The organism is Kribbella soli, assembly GCF_004331345.1.
Classification (GTDB): Bacteria; Actinomycetota; Actinomycetes; order Propionibacteriales; family Kribbellaceae; genus Kribbella; species Kribbella soli.
The window spans coordinates 373116-395395 of sequence record NZ_SJJZ01000003.1 but is presented as its reverse complement, the minus strand read 5'-3'; the positions used below and the strand labels follow the sequence as shown (position 1 = coordinate 395395).

At 69.6% G+C, this 22280-nt stretch carries 22 protein-coding genes; 17 read left to right on the top strand and 5 right to left on the bottom strand.

Features of this window, described 5'->3' with window-relative positions; translation table 11 throughout:
* Positions 1-43: 43 nt before the first annotated feature.
* On the bottom strand, positions 44-1597 hold the full coding sequence (gene dacB / locus E0H45_RS24825) for a D-alanyl-D-alanine carboxypeptidase/D-alanyl-D-alanine endopeptidase (protein ID WP_238155251.1): 1554 nt from the start codon (positions 1595-1597) through the stop codon (positions 44-46).
* 149 nt (positions 1598-1746) lie between these two features.
* Here dacB and E0H45_RS24820 point away from each other — a divergent pair, with 149 nt between their 5' ends.
* From E0H45_RS24820 to E0H45_RS24805, 4 genes are all read left to right on the top strand, one after another.
* Complete coding sequence (locus E0H45_RS24820) at positions 1747-3057, top strand: family 43 glycosylhydrolase (protein ID WP_131341528.1); 1311 nt, start codon at positions 1747-1749, stop codon at positions 3055-3057.
* A 68-nt stretch (positions 3058-3125) separates the two neighbouring features.
* The gene (locus E0H45_RS24815) at positions 3126-5231 is read left to right on the top strand and encodes a phage holin family protein (RefSeq protein WP_131341525.1); all 2106 of its coding nucleotides are present in this window, start codon (positions 3126-3128) and stop codon (positions 5229-5231) included.
* Positions 5232-5245: 14 nt separating this feature from the next.
* Positions 5246-6010: an MBL fold metallo-hydrolase gene (locus tag E0H45_RS24810; RefSeq protein ID WP_131341522.1), complete on the top strand. Its 765-nt coding sequence runs from the start codon at positions 5246-5248 to the stop codon at positions 6008-6010.
* The gene (locus tag E0H45_RS24805) at positions 6007-6591 is read left to right on the top strand and encodes a DedA family protein (RefSeq protein WP_131341519.1); all 585 of its coding nucleotides are present in this window, start codon (positions 6007-6009) and stop codon (positions 6589-6591) included. The genes E0H45_RS24810 and E0H45_RS24805 overlap by 4 nt, the downstream gene beginning before the upstream one ends.
* Here the strand turns inward: E0H45_RS24805 and E0H45_RS24800 are convergent.
* Positions 6577-7218 carry a TIGR03085 family metal-binding protein gene (locus tag E0H45_RS24800; RefSeq protein WP_131341516.1) on the bottom strand — a complete coding sequence of 214 codons (642 nt, stop codon included), beginning with the start codon at positions 7216-7218 and terminating at the stop codon, positions 6577-6579. The two genes, E0H45_RS24805 and E0H45_RS24800, sit on opposite strands and share 15 nt — an antisense overlap.
* Before the next feature lie 93 nt (positions 7219-7311).
* Between E0H45_RS24800 and E0H45_RS24795 the strand changes: the two genes are divergently transcribed.
* Positions 7312-9159, top strand: a complete 1848-nt coding sequence (locus E0H45_RS24795; protein ID WP_131341513.1) for an ABC transporter ATP-binding protein — start codon at positions 7312-7314, stop codon at positions 9157-9159.
* Positions 9156-10952 carry an ABC transporter ATP-binding protein gene (locus tag E0H45_RS24790; protein ID WP_131341510.1) on the top strand — a complete coding sequence of 599 codons (1797 nt, stop codon included), beginning with the start codon at positions 9156-9158 and terminating at the stop codon, positions 10950-10952. The genes E0H45_RS24795 and E0H45_RS24790 overlap by 4 nt, the downstream gene beginning before the upstream one ends.
* 119 nt (positions 10953-11071) lie before the next feature.
* On the opposite strand, the gene E0H45_RS24785 is transcribed toward E0H45_RS24790, so the two are convergent.
* Positions 11072-11386, bottom strand: a complete 315-nt coding sequence (locus tag E0H45_RS24785; RefSeq protein ID WP_131341507.1) for a Fe-S cluster assembly protein HesB — start codon at positions 11384-11386, stop codon at positions 11072-11074.
* 214 nt (positions 11387-11600) lie between these two features.
* The gene (locus tag E0H45_RS24780; protein WP_131341504.1) at positions 11601-12608 is read right to left on the bottom strand and encodes a hypothetical protein; all 1008 of its coding nucleotides are present in this window, start codon (positions 12606-12608) and stop codon (positions 11601-11603) included.
* A 192-nt stretch (positions 12609-12800) separates the two neighbouring features.
* On the opposite strand from E0H45_RS24780, the gene E0H45_RS24775 reads away from it, so the two are divergent.
* A complete protein-coding gene (locus E0H45_RS24775; protein WP_165546586.1) occupies positions 12801-13667 on the top strand; it encodes a GNAT family N-acetyltransferase in 867 nt (288 codons plus the stop codon).
* Here E0H45_RS24775 and E0H45_RS24770 read toward each other — a convergent pair.
* Positions 13664-14761, bottom strand: a complete 1098-nt coding sequence (locus E0H45_RS24770) for a dipeptidase (RefSeq protein WP_131341498.1) — start codon at positions 14759-14761, stop codon at positions 13664-13666. The genes E0H45_RS24775 and E0H45_RS24770 overlap by 4 nt on opposite strands.
* A 65-nt stretch (positions 14762-14826) precedes the next feature.
* Between E0H45_RS24770 and hisI the strand changes: the two genes are divergently transcribed.
* From hisI to E0H45_RS24720, 10 genes are all read left to right on the top strand, one after another.
* A complete protein-coding gene (gene hisI, locus E0H45_RS24765; protein WP_131341495.1) occupies positions 14827-15159 on the top strand; it encodes a phosphoribosyl-AMP cyclohydrolase in 333 nt (110 codons plus the stop codon).
* Positions 15156-16658, top strand: coding sequence for an anthranilate synthase component I (locus E0H45_RS24760; protein WP_131341491.1), 1503 nt, complete (start codon positions 15156-15158; stop codon positions 16656-16658). Before hisI ends, E0H45_RS24760 begins: the two co-directional genes overlap by 4 nt.
* Positions 16655-17185, top strand: a complete 531-nt coding sequence (locus E0H45_RS24755) for a Trp biosynthesis-associated membrane protein (RefSeq protein ID WP_131341488.1) — start codon at positions 16655-16657, stop codon at positions 17183-17185. Before E0H45_RS24760 ends, E0H45_RS24755 begins: the two co-directional genes overlap by 4 nt.
* 56 nt (positions 17186-17241) lie before the next feature.
* Positions 17242-17499, top strand: a complete 258-nt coding sequence (locus tag E0H45_RS24750; RefSeq protein ID WP_202872506.1) for an HGxxPAAW family protein — start codon at positions 17242-17244, stop codon at positions 17497-17499.
* 13 nt (positions 17500-17512) lie between these two features.
* A complete protein-coding gene (gene trpC, locus E0H45_RS24745; RefSeq protein WP_131341484.1) occupies positions 17513-18319 on the top strand; it encodes an indole-3-glycerol phosphate synthase TrpC in 807 nt (268 codons plus the stop codon).
* A 77-nt stretch (positions 18320-18396) separates the two neighbouring features.
* Positions 18397-19605 carry a tryptophan synthase subunit beta gene (gene trpB / locus E0H45_RS24740; RefSeq protein ID WP_131341481.1) on the top strand — a complete coding sequence of 403 codons (1209 nt, stop codon included), beginning with the start codon at positions 18397-18399 and terminating at the stop codon, positions 19603-19605.
* The gene (gene trpA / locus E0H45_RS24735) at positions 19598-20422 is read left to right on the top strand and encodes a tryptophan synthase subunit alpha (RefSeq protein WP_202872505.1); all 825 of its coding nucleotides are present in this window, start codon (positions 19598-19600) and stop codon (positions 20420-20422) included. The genes trpB and trpA overlap by 8 nt, the downstream gene beginning before the upstream one ends.
* A 7-nt stretch (positions 20423-20429) precedes the next feature.
* Positions 20430-21086, top strand: a complete 657-nt coding sequence (locus tag E0H45_RS24730; protein ID WP_131341478.1) for an SCO family protein — start codon at positions 20430-20432, stop codon at positions 21084-21086.
* Positions 21083-21565, top strand: a complete 483-nt coding sequence (locus E0H45_RS24725) for a DoxX family protein (protein ID WP_131341475.1) — start codon at positions 21083-21085, stop codon at positions 21563-21565. The genes E0H45_RS24730 and E0H45_RS24725 overlap by 4 nt, the downstream gene beginning before the upstream one ends.
* Entirely contained in the window at positions 21562-22269 is a 708-nt protein-coding gene (locus E0H45_RS24720) for a DsbA family protein (protein ID WP_131341472.1), read from the top strand. The genes E0H45_RS24725 and E0H45_RS24720 overlap by 4 nt, the downstream gene beginning before the upstream one ends.
* Positions 22270-22280 lie beyond the last annotated feature (11 nt).

Sequence of the window (22280 nt, the reverse complement as noted above, 5' to 3'; positions counted from 1 at the left end):
GGTGATGAACGACCGCCGTACTGTCCACGGCATTAAAAGGGGATTAGCAGGCCTTGTCCCACTCCAGCTCACACGTGGTCTGAGCGGTCCTCAAGGTGGACACGGCCGCGGGCGGCGCCTGGTCGGACCAGGACGCGAGCGTGACGCCGACGGCGTCCTCGATCGAGCGCGGGCTGACCAGGTAGTTGTTGCTGATCATCGAGAACACCAGCTTGCGGCCGTCCTTGTTCGTCACGTACCCGGACAGCGAGGTGACGCCGGTGAGCGAGCCGGTCTTGCCGTGGAGGTTGTTGGCGGCCGGCGTGTTCTGCATCCGGCTGCGCAGCGTGCCGCCGACGAACCGTTCCGGGTTGCCCGCGATCGGCAAGGCGTCGTACCACTGCTTCCACCAGGACTCCTGCTGTGCACCGATCAGTACGTCGGTGATCGCGTCGGCGGTCACATTCACCTTGCGGGACAGGCCGGAGCCGTCGGAGAGCCGGATGCGGCTGGTGTCGACGCCGATGCTCTTCGCGTAGTCGGTGACCACGCCCAGCCCGGCCGGCCAGCTGCCGTCCGCGTCGACGACCGCTCCCATCGCCTTGACCAGCGTCTCGGCGTGCATGTTGTTCGAGAGCTTGAGGAACGGCGTCATCAGTTCGCCGACCGTCATCGACTCGTCCCGGGCCAGGCGCGTCGCGCTCGCCGGGGTGGCGGCGTTCTTGATCCCGCCGCTGACCGAGATGCCCTGCGCCGTCAGCGCGCGCCGGAACACGTCGGCGGCGTACAGCTCGGGCTCCCAGACGGTCACCCATTCCTGGCCTGTCGAAGCACCCAGCGGCACCGAGCCGGTCACCCGGACGACATTGGTGCCGTGGTCACGCTCGATGCTCAGCGTGTTCGACGAGCCTGCTGCGCCGGTCGTCGCCGTGTTGACCAGCTTGATCACACCGTTTGCGGGGACCAGGTCGAGCTTGACCGGCGCACCGGCGGCCGCACCGGGGCGGCTCTCGACGATCGCCGTACCGGAGTCGTAGTCCGTGTCCGGGGCGAGCGTGAGCGCGGAGATCTGCGCGTTGTAGTAGAACGGCTCGTCGTCCCAGGCCCAGCTGTCACCGAGGCGGACGTGGTCGAAGTACGTGTCGTCCGCGATCAGGTCGCCGTGCACCCGCCGTACGCCGGCCGCCTTGAGCTGCTTGGCCAATGCGGCGTAGTCCGACTCGAGTGCGGTCGGGTCGCCGTACCCCTTGAGGTAGAGGTTGCCGAGCAGTTGTCCACCGCGGATGGGCGCGCCGGCGAGTACGTCGGTGTGGAAGCGGTACGACGGGCCGAGGACGTGCATCGCCGCGGTCGAGCTGAACAGCTTGGTGTTCGACGCGGGCAGCATCCGTTGGGCGCCGTTCCGGTCGTACAGCGTTTCGCCGGTGGTCGCGTCACGGACCACGAGCGCGACCTGCGAACCGTCGTACCGGCTGTCGTTCAGCAGACCGTCGAGCTGCTGCTGCAAAGCCGTTGCTTGTACGGCGGTGGGCGCGGCGACGGACTGTGTCACGACCCCACCCACAGCGGCGGCGACCGCGGCAACCGCGGCGATCATCCCTCTCGGTAAACGACTCACGAGACACTCCCTCACCCCTGGCGGAAACCAACTAGCGGGAGTCAACACCCCGCAGTCCCCGGGGTCCAGGGATTGAGGTCTCGCGTTTCAGGTGAATCGATGGAAAAGTTCGTCTCACAGGTATCCGCCCCCACCTGAGGAGTCACACCATGCCCCGACTTCTAACCAGACTTCTGGCGGCCGCTCTGGCCGTCTTCAGCCTCTCCGCCTTCCTGTCGCCCGCGGTCCACGCCGCGACCACGGCGGCGGTCTTCCCGAGCGAGATCATCGGCGAGAACTTCCCCGATCCGGACGTCTTCGAGCAGAACGGCACCTGGTACGCGTACGCGACCAACGGCAGCCGCGGCACCCTCCCGGTCGCGACCGCACCAAGCGCGAACGGGCCGTGGACGGTCCGCGGGGACGCGATGCCCGGCGGCCCGTCCAGCGCCTGGGCCCAGCCCGGCCGCACCTGGGCGCCGGACGTCTACCCGAACTCCGACGGCACCTACACCCTCACCTACACCGCCTGGCACAAGGCCTCCGGCCGCCAGTGCATCGGCGTGGCCACCGCCACGAATCCGCTCGGCCCGTTCCAGCCGGTCGGTACGGCGCCGTTGATCTGCCCGCTCGAGCTGGGCGGCGCGATCGACGCGAACACGTTCGTGGCCAACGACGGCACCCGGTACCTGGTCTGGAAGAACGACGGCAACGCGATCAGCCAGCCGTCGACGCTCTGGCTGACCCGGACGGCGAACAACGGTCAGACCCTCGTCGGCGGCAACACCGCGATGCTCACGTCGAGCGGCGTGATCGAGGCACCGGATCTCGTCCAGCGCGGCAGCCAGTACGTGCTGTTCTTCTCCGGCGGCGGCTACAACGACTGCAACTACCTGACGTCGTACGCGACCTCGACGAGTCTGAGCGGGCCGTGGACCACGGCGTACCGGCCGTTGATGACGACGGCGACGTTCGACAGTCACGTCTGCGGGCCGGGTGGCGCGGACTTCGTCGGGGACCAGGTGTTCGTCCACGGCTGGGTGAACGGGGGACGGCACCTGTACGTCGCTGACGTCGGGTGGGCCAACGACTACCCGGTGGTGCGCGGGAGCCGGGTCCGGTACGAGGCGGAGCGCGGCACGCTGAACCACTGCGTCGTACGGTCCAACGCGGCCGGCGCGTCGGACGGGAAGGTGGTCGCGTACATCGACTACGCCGACTCGTGGGTGGAGAACACGGTGTTCGCGCCGGTCGCGGGCAGTTACACGCTGTCCGTCGGGTACGCCAACGGTTCAGCGTCCACGGCGAGCCACGGTCTCGTTGTCAACGGCAACAACGCCGGGTCGGTCAGCTATCCGGTCACCGGCTGGGACAACTGGCAGCAGAGCTCGGTCCCGGTCACACTCAACGCCGGCTGGAACACGATCCGGCTGACGAAGGGCGACCTGTACGCGGAGGTCGACTACCTCGAGGTGCAGTAGATCCGTCTGCGTGACCCCGTACTCTCGTATCTGCATGGCGAGACGGAACGGGGAGCAAGAAGCAGGCGATGGCAAAACCACCAGAACAGGTGTCCGAGAACCGGCGTGGACGTCCGGTGTGGCTGGACCTGCGCCGCACCGGACGCGGCCTGCAGGCGATGCTGTACGGCGGCCTCGCCTCACTGATCTCGCTGGTGATCACGTTCTGGACGCTGCCCCAGATCAGCAGTGACGGCCGCCTCCCGATCCTCCGGCTGGTCGTCCTGCTGGCGGTGTTCTCGGTGCTGGTGCGCTGGGTGCTGTCCGGCGTCGCGGTGCTGATCGGCTCGCTCGGGGTGCTGATCGGCGGGCTGCTGTCACAGTTCGGAGTCGTCTACCTCGCCATCACGGTCGATCCCGGGGTGAATCTGCACGGTGGGGTGGAGGCACCGCTGCTGGTGTCGATCTGGATGTCGTCGGTGAGCGCCTTCGTCGGCTGGGTCGCGTACGCGGGCAGTGACGACGCGTACGTCGCGGAGGTGATGCGGGTCGTGCACCGCCGCGCCCGGCGGATCCAGCCCGCGCCGAAGACCGGGATGCTGATCATCCAGATCGACGGCCTGTCCGCGCCGCTGCTGAACTGGATGGTCCTGGCCGGCAACCTGCCGAACCTCGGCGGCTGGATCCGGGACGGCAAGCACTCGATGCTCGCCTGGCACACCGGCGTACCGGCCACCACCCCGGCCAGCCAGGCCGGGATCCTGCACGGCGGCTCCCGGCACATCCCGGCGTTCCGGTGGTACGAGAAGGAGACCGGCCGGGTGATGGTCACCAACCGCGGCCGGGACGCGGCGGAGATCGAGGCCCGGATGTCCACCGGCCGCGGCCTGCTCGCCGACGGCGGCGTCAGCATCAGCAACAACTGGTCCGGTGACGCGGACAAGTGCGAGCTGGTGTTCAGCCGGGCCGCCCTGCCGAACAGCCGGAGCCGCGGCTACGTCCGGTTCTTCTCCAGTCCGCAGGGCGCCACCCGCGGTCTGGTGCTGTGTGTTGCCGAGATGGTGAAGGAGTTGCACCAGGCCAGGCGGCAGCGGGTCCGGCACCTGGTTCCGCGGGTCAAGCGCGGTGGGTCCTACATCTTCCTGCGGGCGATCAGCAACGTCCTGCTCCGCGACCTGAACGTCTCGCTGATCACCGACGAGCTGGTCAAGGGCACCCCGGTCATCTACTGCGACTTCGTCGACTACGACGAGGTCGCGCACCACGCCGGCCCGACCCGCGCCGAGTCGCTGCAGACGCTCGAAGGTCTCGACCGGGTGCTCGGCGCGTTGCAGCGGATCATCGAGATCCTCCCGCATTCGTACGAGATCGTCGTGCTGTCGGACCACGGCCAGAGTCAGGGCGCGACGTTCCTGCAACGCTACGGGCGGACGCTCGCCGAGGTGGTCGACGAGCTCGTCGACACCACCAAGGAGCCGGTCGCGGCGGTCGGCAGGTCCGAGGGCTGGGGCCCGGTGAACGCGTTCCTCACCGAGCTGAGCATGCGCCGCAGCGTGGCCGGGACGGTCACCCGGAAGGCACTGCACGGCAAGGCCCGCAGGGGCGAGGTGGAGCTCGGACCGAAGGACTGCGAGCCGCCGGTCGCCGCGGACGAGCAGATGGTCGTGACCGCGTCCGGCAACCTGGCGCTGATCTACCTCGCGACGACGCCCGGCCGGGTGCCGCTGGAGGAGATCGAGCTGCTGCACCCGAAGCTGATCCCGGGCCTCGCGACCCATCCCGGGATCGGGTTCGTCGTGGTCGACTCGCTCGCCGAGGGACCGGTCGCGATCGGGCGGTCCGGGGTCCGGGTACTGCGTTCCGGCCGGGTGGAGGGGGAGGACCCGCTGACGGCGTACGGCGAACTCGCGGCGCCGTCGTTGCTCCGGCAGGCGGAGATGCCGCACAACGGGGACCTGGTCGTGGTCAGCCGGCTGGACGACTACACCCACGAGGTGGCGGCGTTCGAGGAGCTGGTCGGATGCCACGGCGGCATCGGCGGCTGGCAGACCGAGGCGGTCCTGGTGCACCCGAGCCGCTGGGTGCTGAACGAGCCTCCCGTAGGCTCCGACGCGGTCCATGAAGTGCTGATCGACTGGCTGGAGAAGCTGGGGCAGCGCAAGGACCTTCCGGTCGAGTCGAAGGTGGAGGCCTGAAGCGTGCGAGTCACATGCGAGTGACATGGTGGGGGCACGCCACCACCACGATCGAGGCAGACGGCACGCGGCTCCTGACCGACCCGGTGCTGACGTCGCGGATCGCGCACCTGCGCCGCCGCCGCGGCCCGACGCCGCCGGCGGAGGCGGGGCAGTGCGATGCGGTCCTCATCTCGCATCTGCACGCTGACCACCTGCACCTCACGTCGCTGCCGTTCATCTCGCCGGACGCCGCGCTGATCGTGCCGCGCGGTGCGGCCAAGCTCATCCACGCCGACAGCGGGCCGGCCTACTCGGACCGCTGCATCGAGGTTGCTCCCGGCAATCAAGTGCGGATCGGGTCGCTCGAGATCACCGCCGTCACGGCCCACCACGACGAGCGGCGGCTGCCGTGGTCGTCGTACGCCGCCCAGCCGCTCGGGTACCGGGTCGACGGCTCGCCGAGTGTCTGGTTCGCGGGTGACACCGATCTGTACGACGACCTCGCGGCCGAGACCGGTGCGATCGATCTCGCGCTGGTGCCCGTCGGCGGGTGGGGACCGTCGCTCGGGCCCGGGCATCTGGACCCTCTGCGTGCCGCCGAAGCGGTTAGGCGGGTCGGCGCGTCGACGGCGGTGCCGGTACATTTCGGGACGTTCTGGCCGATCGGCCTCGACTGGATCAAACCGGAGCTGTTCCTGCCACCGGGGGACAGGTTCAAGGCCGCGATGACCGAGGCGGACCCCGCGGTGAAGGTGGAGGTTCTGGTGCCAGGCGAATCGATCGAGGTGCCTGCGTGACCGGCGACACCAAGTTCGATCTCTGGTACTTGTTCGCGTTGGCCGGTGCAGTCCTGATCGGGGCGGTGCTGCCCGTACTGCCGACCGGCGCCGCGGTGTCGGCGGGCGCCGTACTGGCGTCGCACAGCAATCCGATCGGGCTGGTCGGAGTACTGATCGCCGGCGCGGCCGGGGCGTACATCGGGGACCTGATCGTGTACGCCGGATGCCGGTTCGGTGGCGAACGGCTGGCGAAGCGGATCGGGTGGTTGCGCGACAACGCGTCGCTGGACGCGCTCCGGGAGCGGTTGGCCGACCACGAGATCAGCGTGCTGCTCACGTCCCGGCTGATCCCGGGCGGCCGGGTCCCGGTGCTGCTCGCGGCCGGACTCGCCGGCTACAAGTGGGAGCGATTCGCGCTCGTCGACCTGTTCGCCTCGTCGCTGTGGGCGGCGGTCTACATGGCGATCGGACTGCTCGGCTACGCGCTCTTCGACGAGCCCTGGCAGGGCGTGGTCGCCGCGATCGTGCTGGTCATCCTTACGACTGTGGTCAGCAGCCTGGTCCAGCGCGCGCGACGCAAGCGGTCAGACCCCGAATGACGCGTTGCGGAGCCGCTCGACCGACTCCGCATCGCCGTCCAGCTGTACATCGGCGACCTGCTGCCGCCCGAAGCAGAACAGCACCAGCTCACCCGGCTCACCCGTCACGGTGACCGAACCGTGCTCGTTCGGCCGCTTCGCGACGGACGTCGTACCGTCGGGTCGCTTGAGCACCAGGCCGCTCGGCGCCTTCCGCAGCATCGTCTTCGCCGCCAGCCGGACCGCCTTCCACAGGGCGTCCTGCTGCTCGGCGGGAAGGTCGCGGACGTCGTACGACGCCTGCGCGCGGCGGACGTCCTCGTGGTGGACGAAGTACTCCGTCGTGTTGAGCTGGTGACCGAGCTTCGGCAGGGCGTAGATCGAGACCGGCGGCGGACCGTTGCGTACCTTGCCGACGACCTCCGCGAAGCTGTAGCGCTCCTTGGCCCGCTGCATTCGTCTCTCGGTGGTGTCCGCGAGCGCCGGGATCATGATCCCGGGGCCTGCCATCGGGTCCGCCTCCCGGACGTACAGGTGGACTGCGAGGTCGTAGGCGTCCCAGCCGTCACACAGCGTCGGAGCGGCGGGGCCGACTTCCTCGAACAGGTCACACAGAGCGAGTCGTTCTACCCGGCTGTAGTCGGTCACAAGTCGATCGTAGTTGTCGGGAGGGAATGGCAGAATGTCAATCGTTGTCATGCCTGTGTCCCCTGTATGCACCTGACTGTCCTGGAGTGTGTCTTGCCTGTCCCGAAAGTCCCAGACAAGGGCGGCGTCACCCGGAGAGGTTTCGGGGTGCTGCGGGTCGCGATCTGGGAGGAGCCGGGCATCTTCGCGCTGTCCGTGCTCGCCGCCATGCTGTACGGCGCGATGACCGTGGCCGGCGGCTGGGCCCTCGGCTGGACCACCGATCATCTGATCCGCCCGTCGTTCGAGCGCGGTGACACCACCGGCGGCACGATCGCGGTGCTGATCTCGCTGTTCATGGGGATCGCGATCCTGAACGCGATCGGTGTCGTCGGACGGCGACTCGGGGCCGGTGTGATGCAGTTCCGCCTGCAGGCGACGTACCGCCGCCGGGTCACCCGGCAGTACCTGAAGCTCCCGCTGGAGTGGCACCACCAGCACTCGACCGGCATGTTGCTGTCGAACGCCAACGCCGACGTGGAGTCGACCTGGTTCGTGATCGCGCCGCTGCCGATGGCGATCGGCGTGATCGCGATGCTGGTGTTCGCGACCATCGCGATGTTCGCGGCCGACGTCTGGCTGGCGCTGGTGGGGTGCCTGGTGTTCCCGCTGGTGTTCGTCGCGAACGTGATCTTCCAGCGCTACCTGCAGCCGCTCGCGACCCGGGCGCAGCAGCTCCGCGCGGACGTCTCCGAGGTCGCGCACGAGTCGTTCGACGGCGCGCTGGTGGTGAAGACGCTGGGCCGGGAGGCGGCCGAGACGGAGCGGTTCCGCGCGCCGACGTACGCGCTCCGGGACGCGAACATCGCGGTGAACAAGGCCCGCGGCATGTTCGACCCGGTCATCGACGGCCTGCCTCGGCTCGGCGTTCTCGCGGTGCTGCTGGTCGGCGTCGGGCGGGTGCAGTCCGGCGGCGCGGACGCGGGTGACGTGGTCCAGGTGGCGTTCCTGTTCACGCTGATCGGTTTCCCGATCCGGGCGCTCGGCTGGGTGCTCGGTGAGCTTCCGCGGTCGGTCGTCGGGTGGGACCGCGTGCAGCGGGTGCTGACGGCCGAAGGCGGGACGGAGTACGGCGAAGCGCGGTTGACGTCGACGAAGGCGGCCCGGCTGCAGGTCGCCGGCGTCCGGTTCGGGTACCTGCCCGAGCGCGACGTACTCGCCGGGGTGGACTTCATGGTCGAGCCCGGCCGGACCGTCGCGGTCGTCGGGCCGACAGGCGCCGGGAAGTCGACGATGACGACCTTGCTGACCCGGCTCGTCGACCCGGAACAGGGTGTGGTGAAGATCGACGGGATCGACCTGCGGGACCTGGCCCGCGACGAGCTGGCCGGGTCGGTCGCACTGGTGGCGCAGACCGCGTTCCTGTTCGACGACACGATCCGCGGCAACATCACGCTCGGCGGGGACTACAGCGACGACGACGTGTGGGACGCGCTGCGGATCGCGCAGGGCGACGGCTTCGTGAAGGCGTTGCACGACGGGCTGGACACCAAGGTCGGCGAGCGCGGTACGACGCTGTCCGGCGGGCAGCGGCAGCGGATCGCGCTGGCGCGGGCCCTGGTACGGCGGCCGCGGTTGCTGATCCTGGACGACGCGACGAGCGCGGTGGACCCGCAGGTCGAGGCGCGGATCCTGGCCGGGCTGCGATCCGCCGTCCAGGAGGACTCCGGTGCGGCGACGACCGTGCTGGTGATCGCGTACCGGAAGGCGACGATCTCGCTCGCCGACGAGGTCCTGTTCCTCCACGACGGCCGGATCCAGGCGCACGGCACGCACACCGAGCTGCAGGCTTCGACGCCGGCCTACCGGGACCTGGTCGACGCGTACGAGAAGGACGCCGAGCGCCGCCTGGAAGAGGCCCAAGAGGATACGCAGCTTGATGAAGAAGGGGTTTCAGCGTGAGTGCGGCGGAAGCTTCGCGGCTTGACCACGGCGACAACGCGGGTGGGCTTCAGACCCTCAAGGACGGTCTGAAGGTCTCGCCCGAGCTCGCGCGTGGGTGGTGGGTGACCGGGCTCCTCGCGCTGACGATGACGGCCGGGCGGATCGTCGTACCGATCGCCGTGCAGCAGACGATCGACAAGGGCCTGTCCGGCCCGGGCGGTCCGAACATGTCGTACGTCGCGTGGATGTGCCTGATCTGCGCGCTGGGCGTGATCCTCACCGCCGGAGCGTCGTACCTGACGACCGTGCGGCTCGCGGTCAACTCGGAGAACGGGCTGGCGACGATGCGGATCAAGGCGTTCCGGCACGTGCACGACCTGCCGGTGCTGACCCAGAGCACCGAGCGCCGCGGGGCGCTGGTCAGCCGGGTCACGTCGGACGTGGACACGGTGTCGCAGTTCCTGCAGTTCGGCGGGTTCATCTTCCTGGTCAGCCTCGGGCAGATGCTGCTCGCGACGGTCGTGATGTTCTTCTACTCGTGGCAGCTCGCGCTCGTTGTGCTGTGCTGCTTCATCCCGTTGTTCGCCAGCCTGAAGTACCTGCAGCGCGCGATGTCGGCGGCGTACGGCGTGGTGCGGGCCAAGGTCGGCGAGATGCTGTCCGCGATCGCGGAGCCGGTCGTCGGCGCGCAGGTGGTCCGCTCGTACGCGATCGAGCAGCGCACGCAGGACCGGATCGACGCGTCGATCGAGGACTACCGGCATACGGCGACGAGGGCACAGGCGTTGACCGGGCTGACGTTCTCGATCGGTGGTCTGGCCGCCGGTCTCGCGAACGCCGGCGTACTGACGGTCGGCCTGCTGCTCGGCATCGACAACCAGGCGACGCTCGGGGAGTTGCTCGCGTTCATGTTCCTGGTGGCCCTGTTCTCGGACCCGGTGCAGATCGCCACGCAGGTGCTGACCGACGCGCAGAGTGCGTTCGCCGGCTGGCGGCGGGTGCTCGGTGTGATCGCGACGCCGGCCGATGTCGCGGACCCGGGCGAGGAGGGTGTGAAGCAGGCGCGCGGGCCGGTCACGGTCGAGTTCGACGACGTGGCTTTCGCTTATCCGGAAGGCGAACTGGTCCTGCGCGACGTCGACGTACGGATCGAACCGCACCGGCGGGTCGCGGTGGTCGGGGAGACCGGATCCGGCAAGACAACGTTCGCGAAGTTGCTGACCCGGTTGATGGATCCGACGTCCGGGGCGGTCCGGCTGGACGGCGTGGACGCCCGCGAGATTTCCTTCGAATCGCTCCGGGAGCGGGTCGTGATGGTGCCGCAGGACGGGTACCTGTTCGACGCGTCGCTGGCGGAGAACGTGCGGTTCGGACGGCCTGAGGTGACGGACGCGGAGCTGGTCACGGCGTTCGAGTCGCTCGGGCTGACGGACTGGCTGGAGTCGTTGCCGGACGGGCTGCAGTCGCCGGTCGGTCAGCGCGGCGAGTCGCTGTCGGCGGGGGAGCGGCAGCTGGTGGCCCTGGTCCGCGCGAACATCGCCGACCCCGACCTGCTCGTGCTCGACGAGGCGACGTCAGCGGTCGACCCCGGCACCGAGGTGCGGGTGAACGCGGCGCTGGAGCGTCTGATGTCCGGCCGTACGTCGGTCACCATCGCGCACCGATTGTCGACGGCGGAGGCGGCCGACGAGGTCCTGGTGTTCGACGAGGGCGAGATCGTGGAGCGCGGCCCACACGCCGAGCTCGTCGGCGCAGGCGGCGTCTACACCCGCCTCCACGACAGCTGGATCGCCCAGCGCAGCGCGCTCTAACGGCGTACCGAAGAACGGGAGGTCCCCGCCCGCCGGACTTGTGGTCACGCTCAGTGTGACCTGCCGGCGGGCGGGGACGTCACCCACTACCCGTTCGTCGGTACGTACCGACGTGTTGCTCAGGGAGTCGGGGCCGCGCCGTTGCTCGGGCCCGGCTGCGGTACCAGCAGGAACTCGACACCGCCCTTGTCATCGACCGCCGCGTCCAGGATCTTGTCGTCGAGTGCGTTCGCGGCGTTCTGCTCGAGGAAGACCCGGGCACCCGCCTCCTCGACGACCTGGTCACCCGGTTGCGGTGCCTCGGTCGTGGTCACCGCGAGCGCCGGATCCGCCGGGTTCTCCTGCGAGATCCGCACCCCGGCCCCCTCCGGCGCGCCCTCGACCCCGGTGATGCTCTTGATCACCAGCGTCGCGTTCTCAGTCAGGGTCAGCACAGCCCACTCCATCCGTCGATTGTCACTAGCCCCCGCCCCGTGCCCGACCACCAAAACCTCAAACCCACCCAGACCGCCCCACCACCGCCCGAGGCCGCGAAAGCTCGACTTTGTGCACGACGTCCGTACGACAGCCAAGGAAAACCACGGATACCGTGCACAAAGTGCCGGGGCGGAGGACGGCGGGCGTTCGGTGCCTGGTGTTTGGTGTGGGTTAGGCGGCGGCGGGGCGGGTTGGGTGGGGTGCGGCGGTGCGCCAGGTGGGGGCAGGGTCGGTACGGCGGGAGCCGCGGTCGAAGGCGGCGCGGAACCGGTGGACGAGATCGCCGGGACGGAGAACTGCGTCCTCCCAGCCGAAATGAACGACCTCGAGACCGCGATCAGAGAGTTGCTGGTCGCGTTCGAACGACCGGCGGAGCAATCGGCGACGTTCGCTCGGCGTCGCGGCCTCGAACTTCTCCAGACCGTCTGCTTCCCCGACGGTGCGGAACTCGGGCCACCAGAAGTCGACGCGAAGCGACAGCCAGCGATGCCCGTCCCAGAACTCCGCCTGAAGTACAGGAGCCGGGAGCCCGCCGTCCGCGAACACCAGGCGCGCGTACGACTCCAAGGCTGACTCGGAGCGAGGATCGCCCAAGGCAACTGCCTCCCGGGCCTTCCGTATGCCGGGCCAGCGGTGCTGACGCTCCAGGACAGCCTCGAGCTCGGCGAGCGAAACCGATCTGGACAAGGCGTGATCGACGGTCACCGCAGCCTCCCGGAGGGGTAGCTCGCGCGCGATGTCGACTGTGGTCCGAGCGTCCGAGGTGAGCCACAGCCCTTGGTGCAGTTGCAGGTCTGGCGCGGTCAGGCCGGCCCGGTGCAGTACGACGTCGGTGCGCTTCAGGTTGCGGCGGCGACCAGGTTCGCAGCTGAGCCAGATCGGGTTCGCGGCCGGCCGTCGGTCCCGATCCGTCCACACCCGGAGTCCGGTGAGGTCCGCTGCTGTGAAGTGGCTGATGACCGACTTCGGATGTGCTGCCTGTGCGCATGCAGCCCGTGCGAGGTGTTGATCGAGGCTGCCGTCGACGTACCGGCCGTGCGCGTGCTGCAGCAGACCGTTGCGCAGAAGCCGCTCGACGTCGTACTTCTGCAGACCCAACTCCATCAGATCGAGATGTCTCAGCGGCCTGCCCATCCGGCGGGCCAGCCGCCGCCGCACCCCGTCCCCAAGCCGTTCCACCCACCCAATCCTCCCGAAAACCCCGCCCCGCCGCCCGTCGCCGCCCGGCCGCCTGTGGACAACTCGACTTTGTGCACCCGATCCGCATTTCCGGGCTCCCGACGTACGGAGGTGGTGCACAAAGTCGCTGTTCGACGGGCGTGGGCGGGAAGTGGGGTGCGGTGGGTGTGGGTAATGGTGTGTGATCGGGGGATGGGTATTGAGATGGGTACGGCGGGGGTTGGGGAGTTGGGGGATGTTGTCGGGGTGCTGCGGGAGTGGCAGCGGGAGGGGGTGGCGTCGCAGTTGCATCCGGGGGATCTCGGGTGGTTCTGGCGGTTCGGGGTGGAGCGGACGGCGGCGGCGACGCGGATCTGGCGGCGGGGCGGTGAGATCGTCGCGATCGGGATGCTCGACGAGCCGGACTGGTTGCGGATGTCGATCGCGCCGGAGCTCCAGCGTGACGAGGAGCTGGCGCAGCGGATCGTCGAGGACGTGTCAGTGCCCGCACAGGGTGTGCTGATCGAGGGCAAGGTGTACGTCGAGACGCCGATGGGAGCGCTCGTCCAGGACCTGCTGTTCAAGGACGGCTGGAACGCGGACGTGCCGTGGGTCCCGGTGTGGCGCGACCTGACCGATCCGGTGCCGGATCCGGGCGTCCGGATCGACGTGGTCGGCCCGGAGGAGGCCCACGAGCGGACCGGCGTCCAGCGGGCGTCGTTCGACGGGTCGACGTTCACCAACGACCGCTGGTTCGCGATGGCCGACGGCCTGCCGTACGCCGACGCGCGCGATCTCTTGCTGCGCAACGACATCGGCGAATCCGTTGCCGCCGCCACCGTATGGTCGGCCGGCGAGGGACGCCCCGGCTACATCGAGCCGATGGGCGTCCACCGCCTGCACCGCGGCCGCGGGTACGGCACCGCGATGGTCCTCGGTTGTGCTCGCGCGCTGCAGGAGATGGGCGCTTCCAGCGTCTACACGGTCACCCCGGTAACGAACGTCGGCGCGGTCGAGACGTACCGGGCCGCGGGGCTCGAGCCGCAGGACGAGATCCGCTCCCAGTTCCGGGAGGCCTAGGCAGTCGCTGCGTCGTCCGCGGCCCGGAGCACGCGCAGGATGTTGCCTCCGGCAAGTTTGCCGAGCTCCTCGTCGCTCCAGCCGCGGTCGGCCAGTGCGCTGAACAGCACCGGGTACGACGCCACGTCCGGCAGTTCCACCGGGAACTCCGGGCAGCCGTCGTAGTCGCCGCCCAGACCGATGTGGTCGACGCCCGCCACCTCGCGGACGTGCTCGACATGCTCGACCACGTCCGCGAGCGTGATCTCCGGCCGCGGTACGTCGTACATCGCCTCGACCTTCTCGCGATGCTCGCTGCCCTCGAGGCCGTGCTCCTTGGCCAGCGCGTGCATGCCGTCGAGCCAGTCGACGTACGCCTGCGAGACGAAGTACGGCACGAACGTCACCATGCAGACGCCGTCGTTGCCGGCCAGCGTCTCGAGGACGTCGTCCGGCGCGTTCCGCGGTACGTCGCAGACCGCGCGCGCAGACGAGTGGCTGAAGATCACCGGCGCGCTCGTCACCCGGAGCGCGTGCCGCATGGTGTCCGCAGAGACGTGTGAGAGGTCGACCAGCATGCCGATCCGGTTCATCTCCCGGACGACCTCCTCGCCGAACTCGTTCAGCCCGCCGAGCACCGGCTCGTCGGTGGCCGAGTCCGCCCAGGACACGTTGTTGTTGTGGGTCAGCGTCATGTACCGCACGCCGAGCGCCCGCATCACCCGCAGGACGCCGAGCGACTCACCGATCGAGTGGCCGCCCTCCATCCCCATCAGCGACGCGACCCGGCCCGCCTTGATCGCCGCGTCCACGTCGTCGGCCGTGTCCGCCAGTTGGAGATCCGACGGGAACCGCTCGACGAGCCGCCGGACGAAGTCGAGCTGCTCGAACGTACGCCGTACCGCGTGCTCGTCCTGCGGCACCCAGAGGGACCAGAACTGCGCGCCCACGTGACCCGCGCGCAGCCGCGGCAGGTCCGTGTGGAGCTCCGGAACCGGGCCCGCCAGGTCGTGCGCGTCCAGGTCGTACCCGCACAGCTCGTAGAACGCGATCGGCAGGTCGTTGTGCCCGTCGATCACCGGATGCTCCCGCAGCAACGCCTCGATCCGACTCATTGGGTCATCTTCGCAAGTTCGGGACGGTGGTCAGAAGGCAACCCCGGATCGGGGACAATGGGTGGGTGACTATCGACGAGTTGACCTTCGACGCGGCCGGTCTGATCCCGGCAGTGGTGCAGCAGTACGACACGCGCGAGGTCCTGATGGTGGGCTGGATGAACGCCGAGGCGGTACGCCGTACCGCGGAGAGCGGCCGGAGCACGTTCTGGTCGCGCAGTCGGCAGCAGTACTGGGTGAAGGGCGAATCCAGCGGCCACCGTCAGCACGTGAAGCAGATCCTCGTCGACTGCGACGCCGACACCCTGCTCGTTCTCGTCGACCAAGAAGGCCCGGCCTGTCACACCGGGACGCACAGCTGCTTCGAGCACGGCGAGATCGAGGTGAAGGCAGCGTGACGGCGCCGGCGCTCGAGACGTTCCGCGAGTACGCGAAGGACCGCCGGGTCATCCCGGTGACGCGGCGGCTGCTGGCCGACGCGGAGACGCCGATCGGTGTGTACGGCAAGCTCGCGGCCGAACGCGAGGGCACGTTCCTGCTGGAGTCGGCGGAGAACGGCGGTGTCTGGTCCAGGTACTCGTTCATCGGGGTCCGCTCGTCCGCGACCCTCACCGAACGCAACGGCGAGGCCGTCTGGACCGGCAATCCGCCAGTAGGCCTGCCGCAGACCGGCGACCCGTTGAAGGCGCTCCGCGAGACGCTCGAGATCCTGCACACGCCGCGGCTGCCGGACCTGCCGCCGCTGACCGGAGGCATGGTCGGCTTCCTCGGCTACGACGCCGTACGCCGCCTGGAACGCTTGCCGGACACGACGACCGACGATCTCGGCCTGCCCGAGCTGACGTTCCTGTTCGCCACCGACCTGGCCGCCCTGGACCACGAGACCGGCGAGATCTGGCTGATCGCGAACGCGGTCAACTGGGACGACTCCGACGAGCGCGTCGACGAGGCCTACGCAGACGCCGTACGCCGCCTGGACGCCATGGAGCGCGACCTCGCCCGGCCCACCCCGTCGTACGTCGTGCACGCGGACCGGAAGGCCCAGCCGGACCCGCACCGGCAGCGCTCCAGCGCGGAGTACCGCCAAGCGGTCGAGGACGCGAAGGAAGAGATCCGCGCGGGCGAGGCGTTCCAGATCGTCGTCTCGCAGCGGTTCGAGCTGCAGAGCAGCGCCTCCGCGCTCGACATCTACCGGGTGCTGCGGCGCTCGAACCCCAGCCCGTACATGTACCTGGTCCGCCTGGACGGCTTCGACATCGTCGGCTCCAGCCCGGAGGCTTTGGTCAAGGTCACCGAGAACAAGGTGATCCTGCACCCGATCGCCGGCACCCGCCGCCGCGGCGCGACGCCGGAGGAGGACCACGCGCTCGAGGAGGAGCTGCGCGCGGACGTGAAGGAACGCGCTGAGCACCTGATGCTCGTGGATCTCGGCCGCAACGACGTCGGCAAGGTCTGCGCCCCCGGCACGGTCGAGGTCGTCGACTTCATGGACGTCCGCCGCTACAGCCACGTGATGCACCTGGAATCGACGGTCACCGGGCAGCTCAAGGCCGGCATGACCGCCTTCGACGCGCTCACCGCTGCATTCCCCGCGGGGACGTTGTCGGGGGCACCGAAACCGCGGGCGATGGAGATCATCGACAAGCTCGAGATCACCCGGCGCGGGGTGTACGGCGGTGTGGTCGGCTACCTCGACTTCGCCGGCGACGCCGATACCGCAATCGCGATCCGCACCGCGGTGCTGCGCGGCGGTACGGCGTACGTCCAGGCCGGGGCCGGGATCGTCGCGGACTCGGATCCGGCCGCGGAGGACGCCGAGTGCCGGACGAAGGCGGCCGCCGTACTCAACGCGATCGCGGTCGCGGGAACGTTCAGCGACGTCCTGGGGGACGTGTGAAACCGCAGCGGCTGGTCGACCTGCTCGCACTGGTGGCGCTGGTGCTGCTCGGCCTCTCGGCGTACCTGACCTGGGTGTCGGTCAACCCCGGCAACGGTCGCGTGGACGAGGTCTTCAACGGCTACTCGATCACCAAGGCCCCGGTCGCGCTGGCGCTCGCGGCGCTGGTGGCGGTGGTGATCACCAAACTCGCCGGTACGGCGCTGCGCCGCCTGCTCGGTGCGCTTGTCGCCGTGCTGGGCGCGATCGCGGTCGCCGTAGCGCTGCTGGTGCGGCCCGACGGCCCCGAGCTGAGCAGGATCCGGCCGGTGCTCAGCGCCGTACTGGCCGACCAGGTCATCCAGACCGGCGGCCCGGCGCCGTGGTTCGCCCTGGGCGGCGGAATCACGCTCGTCGCGGCCGGTCTGCTCACCGTGCTGACGGCGCATCGCTGGCGCAGCGCGACCCAGCGTTACGAGCGTGATCCGGCCGCCTCACCGGCGGATCAGTGGAAGGCGATCGACGCCGGGGAGGACCCGACTCTCTGATCGCGGCGGGCTACCGCCACAATAGGACGGGACGACGAGGAGGAGTGGCGCCAACTATGGACAATACGGTGGCGGATCAAGGGGCTAGTCGGATCGACGAGGAAGCTCCGCACGATCTGCACGGCAACAGCCCGGCGGCGTGGACCGCGGTGGCGATCGTGCTGGTCGCGTTCACGGTCGGCGCCATCGCCATGGTGCTGGGACCGAACTGGGTGCTGTTCTGGATCTCCGTCGGGATCGCGGTGCTGGGGGCTCTGGCCGGCAAGGTGCTGCAGCTGCTGGGCTTCGGGGTCCCGACCGACGGCGACCACTGAAGGGCGGACGGACATGACTGTGCTTGACGACATTCTCGCCGGGGTCAAGGCCGACCTCGCGGAGCGCCAGGCGCTTGTCGGCCTGGACGACCTGAAGCTCGAGGCCCAGCGCAAGCCCGACGCCAAGGACCCGATGCCGGTGTTCCGCGGCGACGGGATCGCGGTGATCGCCGAGGTGAAGCGCTCCAGCCCGTCCAAGGGCGAGCTGGCCGAGATCACCGACCCGGCCGCGCTGGCCGGTGAGTACGAGCTGGGCGGCGCCGCGGCGATCTCGGTGCTGACCGAGGAGCGCCGCTTCAACGGCAGCCTCGACGACCTGCGTGCGGTCCGCGGCCGGGTCGACGTACCCGTGCTGCGCAAGGACTTCATCGTCTCGTCGTACCAGCTCTGGGAGGCGCGCGCGGCCGGCGCCGACATGGTGCTGCTGATCGTTGCCGCGCTCGAGCAGGAGGCGCTGGTCTCGCTGATCGAGCGGGCCCAGTCGATCGGCCTGTGCCCGCTGGTCGAGGTGCACGACGAGGAGGAGACCCGGCGTGCGGTGGACGCCGGCGCCCAGCTCATCGGCGTGAACAACCGGAACCTGAAGACCCTCGAGGTCGACCGGGACACCTTCGCCCGGGTCGCGCCGACGATCCCGACCGAGCTCGTGCGGGTGGCCGAGTCCGGGGTCCGCGGTCCGCATGATGTAATCGAGTTCGCGCGCGCCGGGGCCGATGTCGTCCTCGTCGGTGAAACCCTGGTGACCGGCCGCGATCCTCGCGCTTCGGTCGCCGATCTCGTCGCCGCCGGATCGCACCCCGCCATCCAGCAGCGGCACTAGCCCTTCCCGGCCGGTCCAAACGGCACGGGGCAGCAACTCTCCCGCGCCGTACGGGCCGGGTCGGAAGGTTTTGTCGGATGAGTACTGTGCTGCCCGACCAGTTCGGGCACTTCGGCCGTTTCGGCGGCAGGTTCATGCCGGAGGCGCTGATCGCGCCGCTCGACGAACTCACCCAGGCCTGGCGGGACGCCATGGCCGACCCGGAGTTCACCGGTGAGTTCGAGCGGATGCTGCGCGAGTACATCGGCGCCCCGAGCCTGCTGTACGACGCGACCCGGCTGTCGGACATCGCCGGTGCGCGGATCCTGCTGAAGCGCGAGGACCTCAACCACACCGGCGCGCACAAGATCCGGAACGCGATCGGCCAGGCGCTGCTGACCAAGCGGATGGGCAAGCCGCGGGTGATCGCGGAGACCGGCGCCGGGCAGCACGGCGTCGCGACCGCGACCGCGTGCGCGTACCTCGGCCTGGAGTGCGTGGTCTACATGGGCGAGGTCGACACCGAGCGCCAGGCGCTGAACGTGGCCCGGATGCGGCTGCTCGGCGCCGAGGTGATCTCGGTGAAGACCGGCAGCCGGACGCTGAAGGACGCGATCAACGAGGCGCTGCGCGACTGGGTCGCCAGCGTGGACAAGACGCACTACATCCTCGGTACGGCGGCCGGTTCGCACCCGTTCCCGGCGATGGTCCGCGACTTCGTGCGCGGCATCGGCGACGAGGCGCGGGAGCAGTCGCTCGCCCTGCTGGGCAAGCTGCCGGACGCCGCGGTCGCGTCGGTCGGCGGCGGGTCGAACGCGATCGGCCTGTTCACCGCGTTCATCGGCGACGACGTGAAGCTGTACGGCATCGAGCCGGGCGGCGACGGGTTCGAGACCGGACGGCACGCGGCGACGATCACCGCCGGGCAGGTCGGCGTACTGCACGGTGCGCGGTCGTTCCTGCTGCAGGACGAGGACGGGCAGACGATCGAGTCGCACTCGATCTCCGCGGGCCTGGACTACCCGGGTGTCGGCCCCGAGCACGCGTGGCTGGCCGACACCGGGCGGGCGACGTACCGGCCGATCACCGACGCCGAGGCGATGGAGGCGTTCCGGTTGCTGTCGAAGACCGAGGGCATCATCCCGGCGATCGAGTCGGCGCACGCGGTCGCCGGCGCACTCGACATCGCGAAGGAACTGGGGCCGGAGGCAACCATTTTGGTGAACCTGTCCGGTCGCGGCGACAAGGACATGGACACGGCCGCCACCTGGTTCGGCCTCGGCGGGAAAGAGGCCACCGGTGAGTGATGTGGTTGCCCTGGGCAAGGCCGGGGTCGCGATCCGGAAGGCGAACGACGCGGGCCGCGGCGCCCTGATCGGGTACCTGCCGGCCGGCTTCCCGACGTACGACGGCGCGGTGGACGGCGTCAAGGCGATGATCGACGGCGGCGCCGACGTGATCGAGCTCGGCCTGCCGTACAGCGACCCGGTGATGGACGGCGTCACGATCCAGCGGGCGACCGAGGTCGCGCTGGCCGGTGGGCTGCGGACCCGCGACGTGCTCAGCACGGTCGAGAAGGTCGCGGCGTACTCCGATGTACCGGTGCTCGTGATGACGTACTGGAACCCGGTCGAGCGGTACGGCGTGGACCGGTTCGCGGCCGACTTCGCCGCCGCCGGGGGAGCGGGGCTGATCACGCCCGACCTGATCCCGGACGAGGGCGCGGAGTGGATCGCGGCCGCCGACAAGCACGAACTCGACAAGGTGTTCCTGGTCTCGCCGTCGTCGACCGACGAGCGGATCGCGATGACCACGGCCAACTGCCGCGGCTTCGTCTACGCGACCGCTGTGATGGGTGTCACCGGTGCGCGGGACAAGCCGTCGGATCTCGCGGCGCCGCTGGTCGCCCGGGTGAAGTCGGCGACCGGCCTGCCGGTCGGCGTCGGCCTGGGCATCTCGAACGGCGACCAGGCGGCCGGTGTGGCGGCGTTCGCGGACGCGGCGATCGTCGGCGCGGCCCTCGTCAAGGCGCTCCAGGACGGCGGCCCCGCGGGTGTTCGCAAGCTCACAGAGGGCCTGGCCGAAGGCGTCCGCCGGGAACCCCGCGCGCCCGCCGAACGTTAGAACCGCCGTGAGTCGATCGAGGAACGCTGTCCTGCTCCTGGCGGCGGTGGCTCTGCTCGCCCTCGCGGGCTGCAGTGGCAAGCAAGAGAAGCCGGACAACCCCGGCGGTGCGATCATCCGCAGCAGCCAGGACCCGAACGGGTTGCGCGGCGCCACCCTCGACCGGCCGTACTCGATGCCCGCGGCCACCTTGACCGACACCGCCGGGAACCCGTTCAACCTGGTCACCTCCACCAAGAAGCCGGTCACGCTGGTGTTCTTCGGGTACACGAACTGCCCGGACGTGTGCCCGACCGTGATGGCCGACGTGGCGTCCGCGCTCACCAAGCTCGACGACCAGGTGCAGGACCAGATCCAGATGCTGTTCATCACCACCGACCCGGCGCGCGATACCGGGCCGGTGATCCGCAAGTACCTGGACCGGTTCGACCCGTCGTTCGTCGGGCTGACCGGATCGCTGACGTCGATCAAGGACATCGCGAAGGCCGTCGGCGTACCGGTCGAAGGGATGCAGAAGCTTCCTTCCGGTGGGTACGAGGTCGGTCACGGAGCGCAGGTGATCGGCTTCGGGAAGAACGACAAGGCGAACGTGCTCTGGTTGTCGAACGCCGCCATCGGCGACCTGGCGCACGACTTCGGGAAGCTGGTGGAGGACAACCGGTGAAGCCGTGGATTCCCTGGGTCTCCCTGGTGGCGCGGCTGGTGCTCGGCGGCGTGATGCTGGTCGCCGGCGCGCTGAAGGTGACCGATCCGGAGACCGCCGCGCAGGCGGTCCGCGCGTACGAGCTGCTCCCGTCGGCCCTGGTGGAACCGGTCGGCTGGGGGCTGCCGTTCCTGGAGATCGCGATCGGGTTGCTGTTGCTCATCGGCTTCGGTGTCCGCGCGTCCGCGGTGGCTGCGGGTGTTTTCATGATCGTCTTCATCGCCGCGGTGTCGTCCGCCTGGGCCCGGGGCCTGTCGATCGACTGCGGCTGCTTCGGCGGCGGCGGTCAGGTCGCCCCGGGACAAACGAAGTACCTGCAGGAGATCCTCCGGGATCTCGGGCTGCTGGGGCTGGCCGCCTGGCTGTGGTTGAAGCCCGCCAGTAAGTTCGCTGTCGTATCGGAACCGGACACAGGACCGCAAGGAGCCACCGCGTCGTGAGCAAGACCAACTACCCGGCGAATCCGCTGCTGCAGCAGCCCAAGCGCCGGATCACCCCCGGCATCATCGTGGTGATCGTCCTGGTGCTGGCCCTCGGTGCCGGTGTCGGCGTGCAGTACTACCGCGGCCACTCGAAGGTCGAGGTGAGCATGAGCGAGCGTCCGGAGCCCACCGTCGTCACCGGTCCCGGCACGTCCGGCAAGGGCGTCACGGTCGGCCAGTCCGGCGCGAAGGTGAACATCGACCTGTACCTCGACTTCCGCTGCCCGCACTGCGCGGAGTTCGAGGAAGCGAGCGGCGCCACCGTCGACAAGCTCGTCCAGGACGGTACGGCGACGGTCACGTACTGGCCGCTGCAGTTCGTGAACCCGGACGCCTCACCGCGGCTCGCGAACGCGTTCGCCGCGGCGGCCGCGAACGGCAAGGCGCTGAGCTTCGTCGACGAGGTGTACGGCGACTTCTCGAAGTCCTGGACCACCGACCAGCTGCTGGAGCTCGGCAAGCAGCTCGGCGTCGGCGACGCGAAGTTCCAGCAGGCGGTGCAGGACAACACGTACGCGAGCTGGCTGGAGTCAGTGGGCAAGGCGGCCGACGACCGGGGCGTGACCGGTACGCCGACCGTCTACATCAACGGCAAGCAACTGGAGGCCGACCAGCTCACCGCCGAGGGCCTGCAGAAGGCCGTCGACGCCGTCGCAAGCTGAGGCCCCATCGT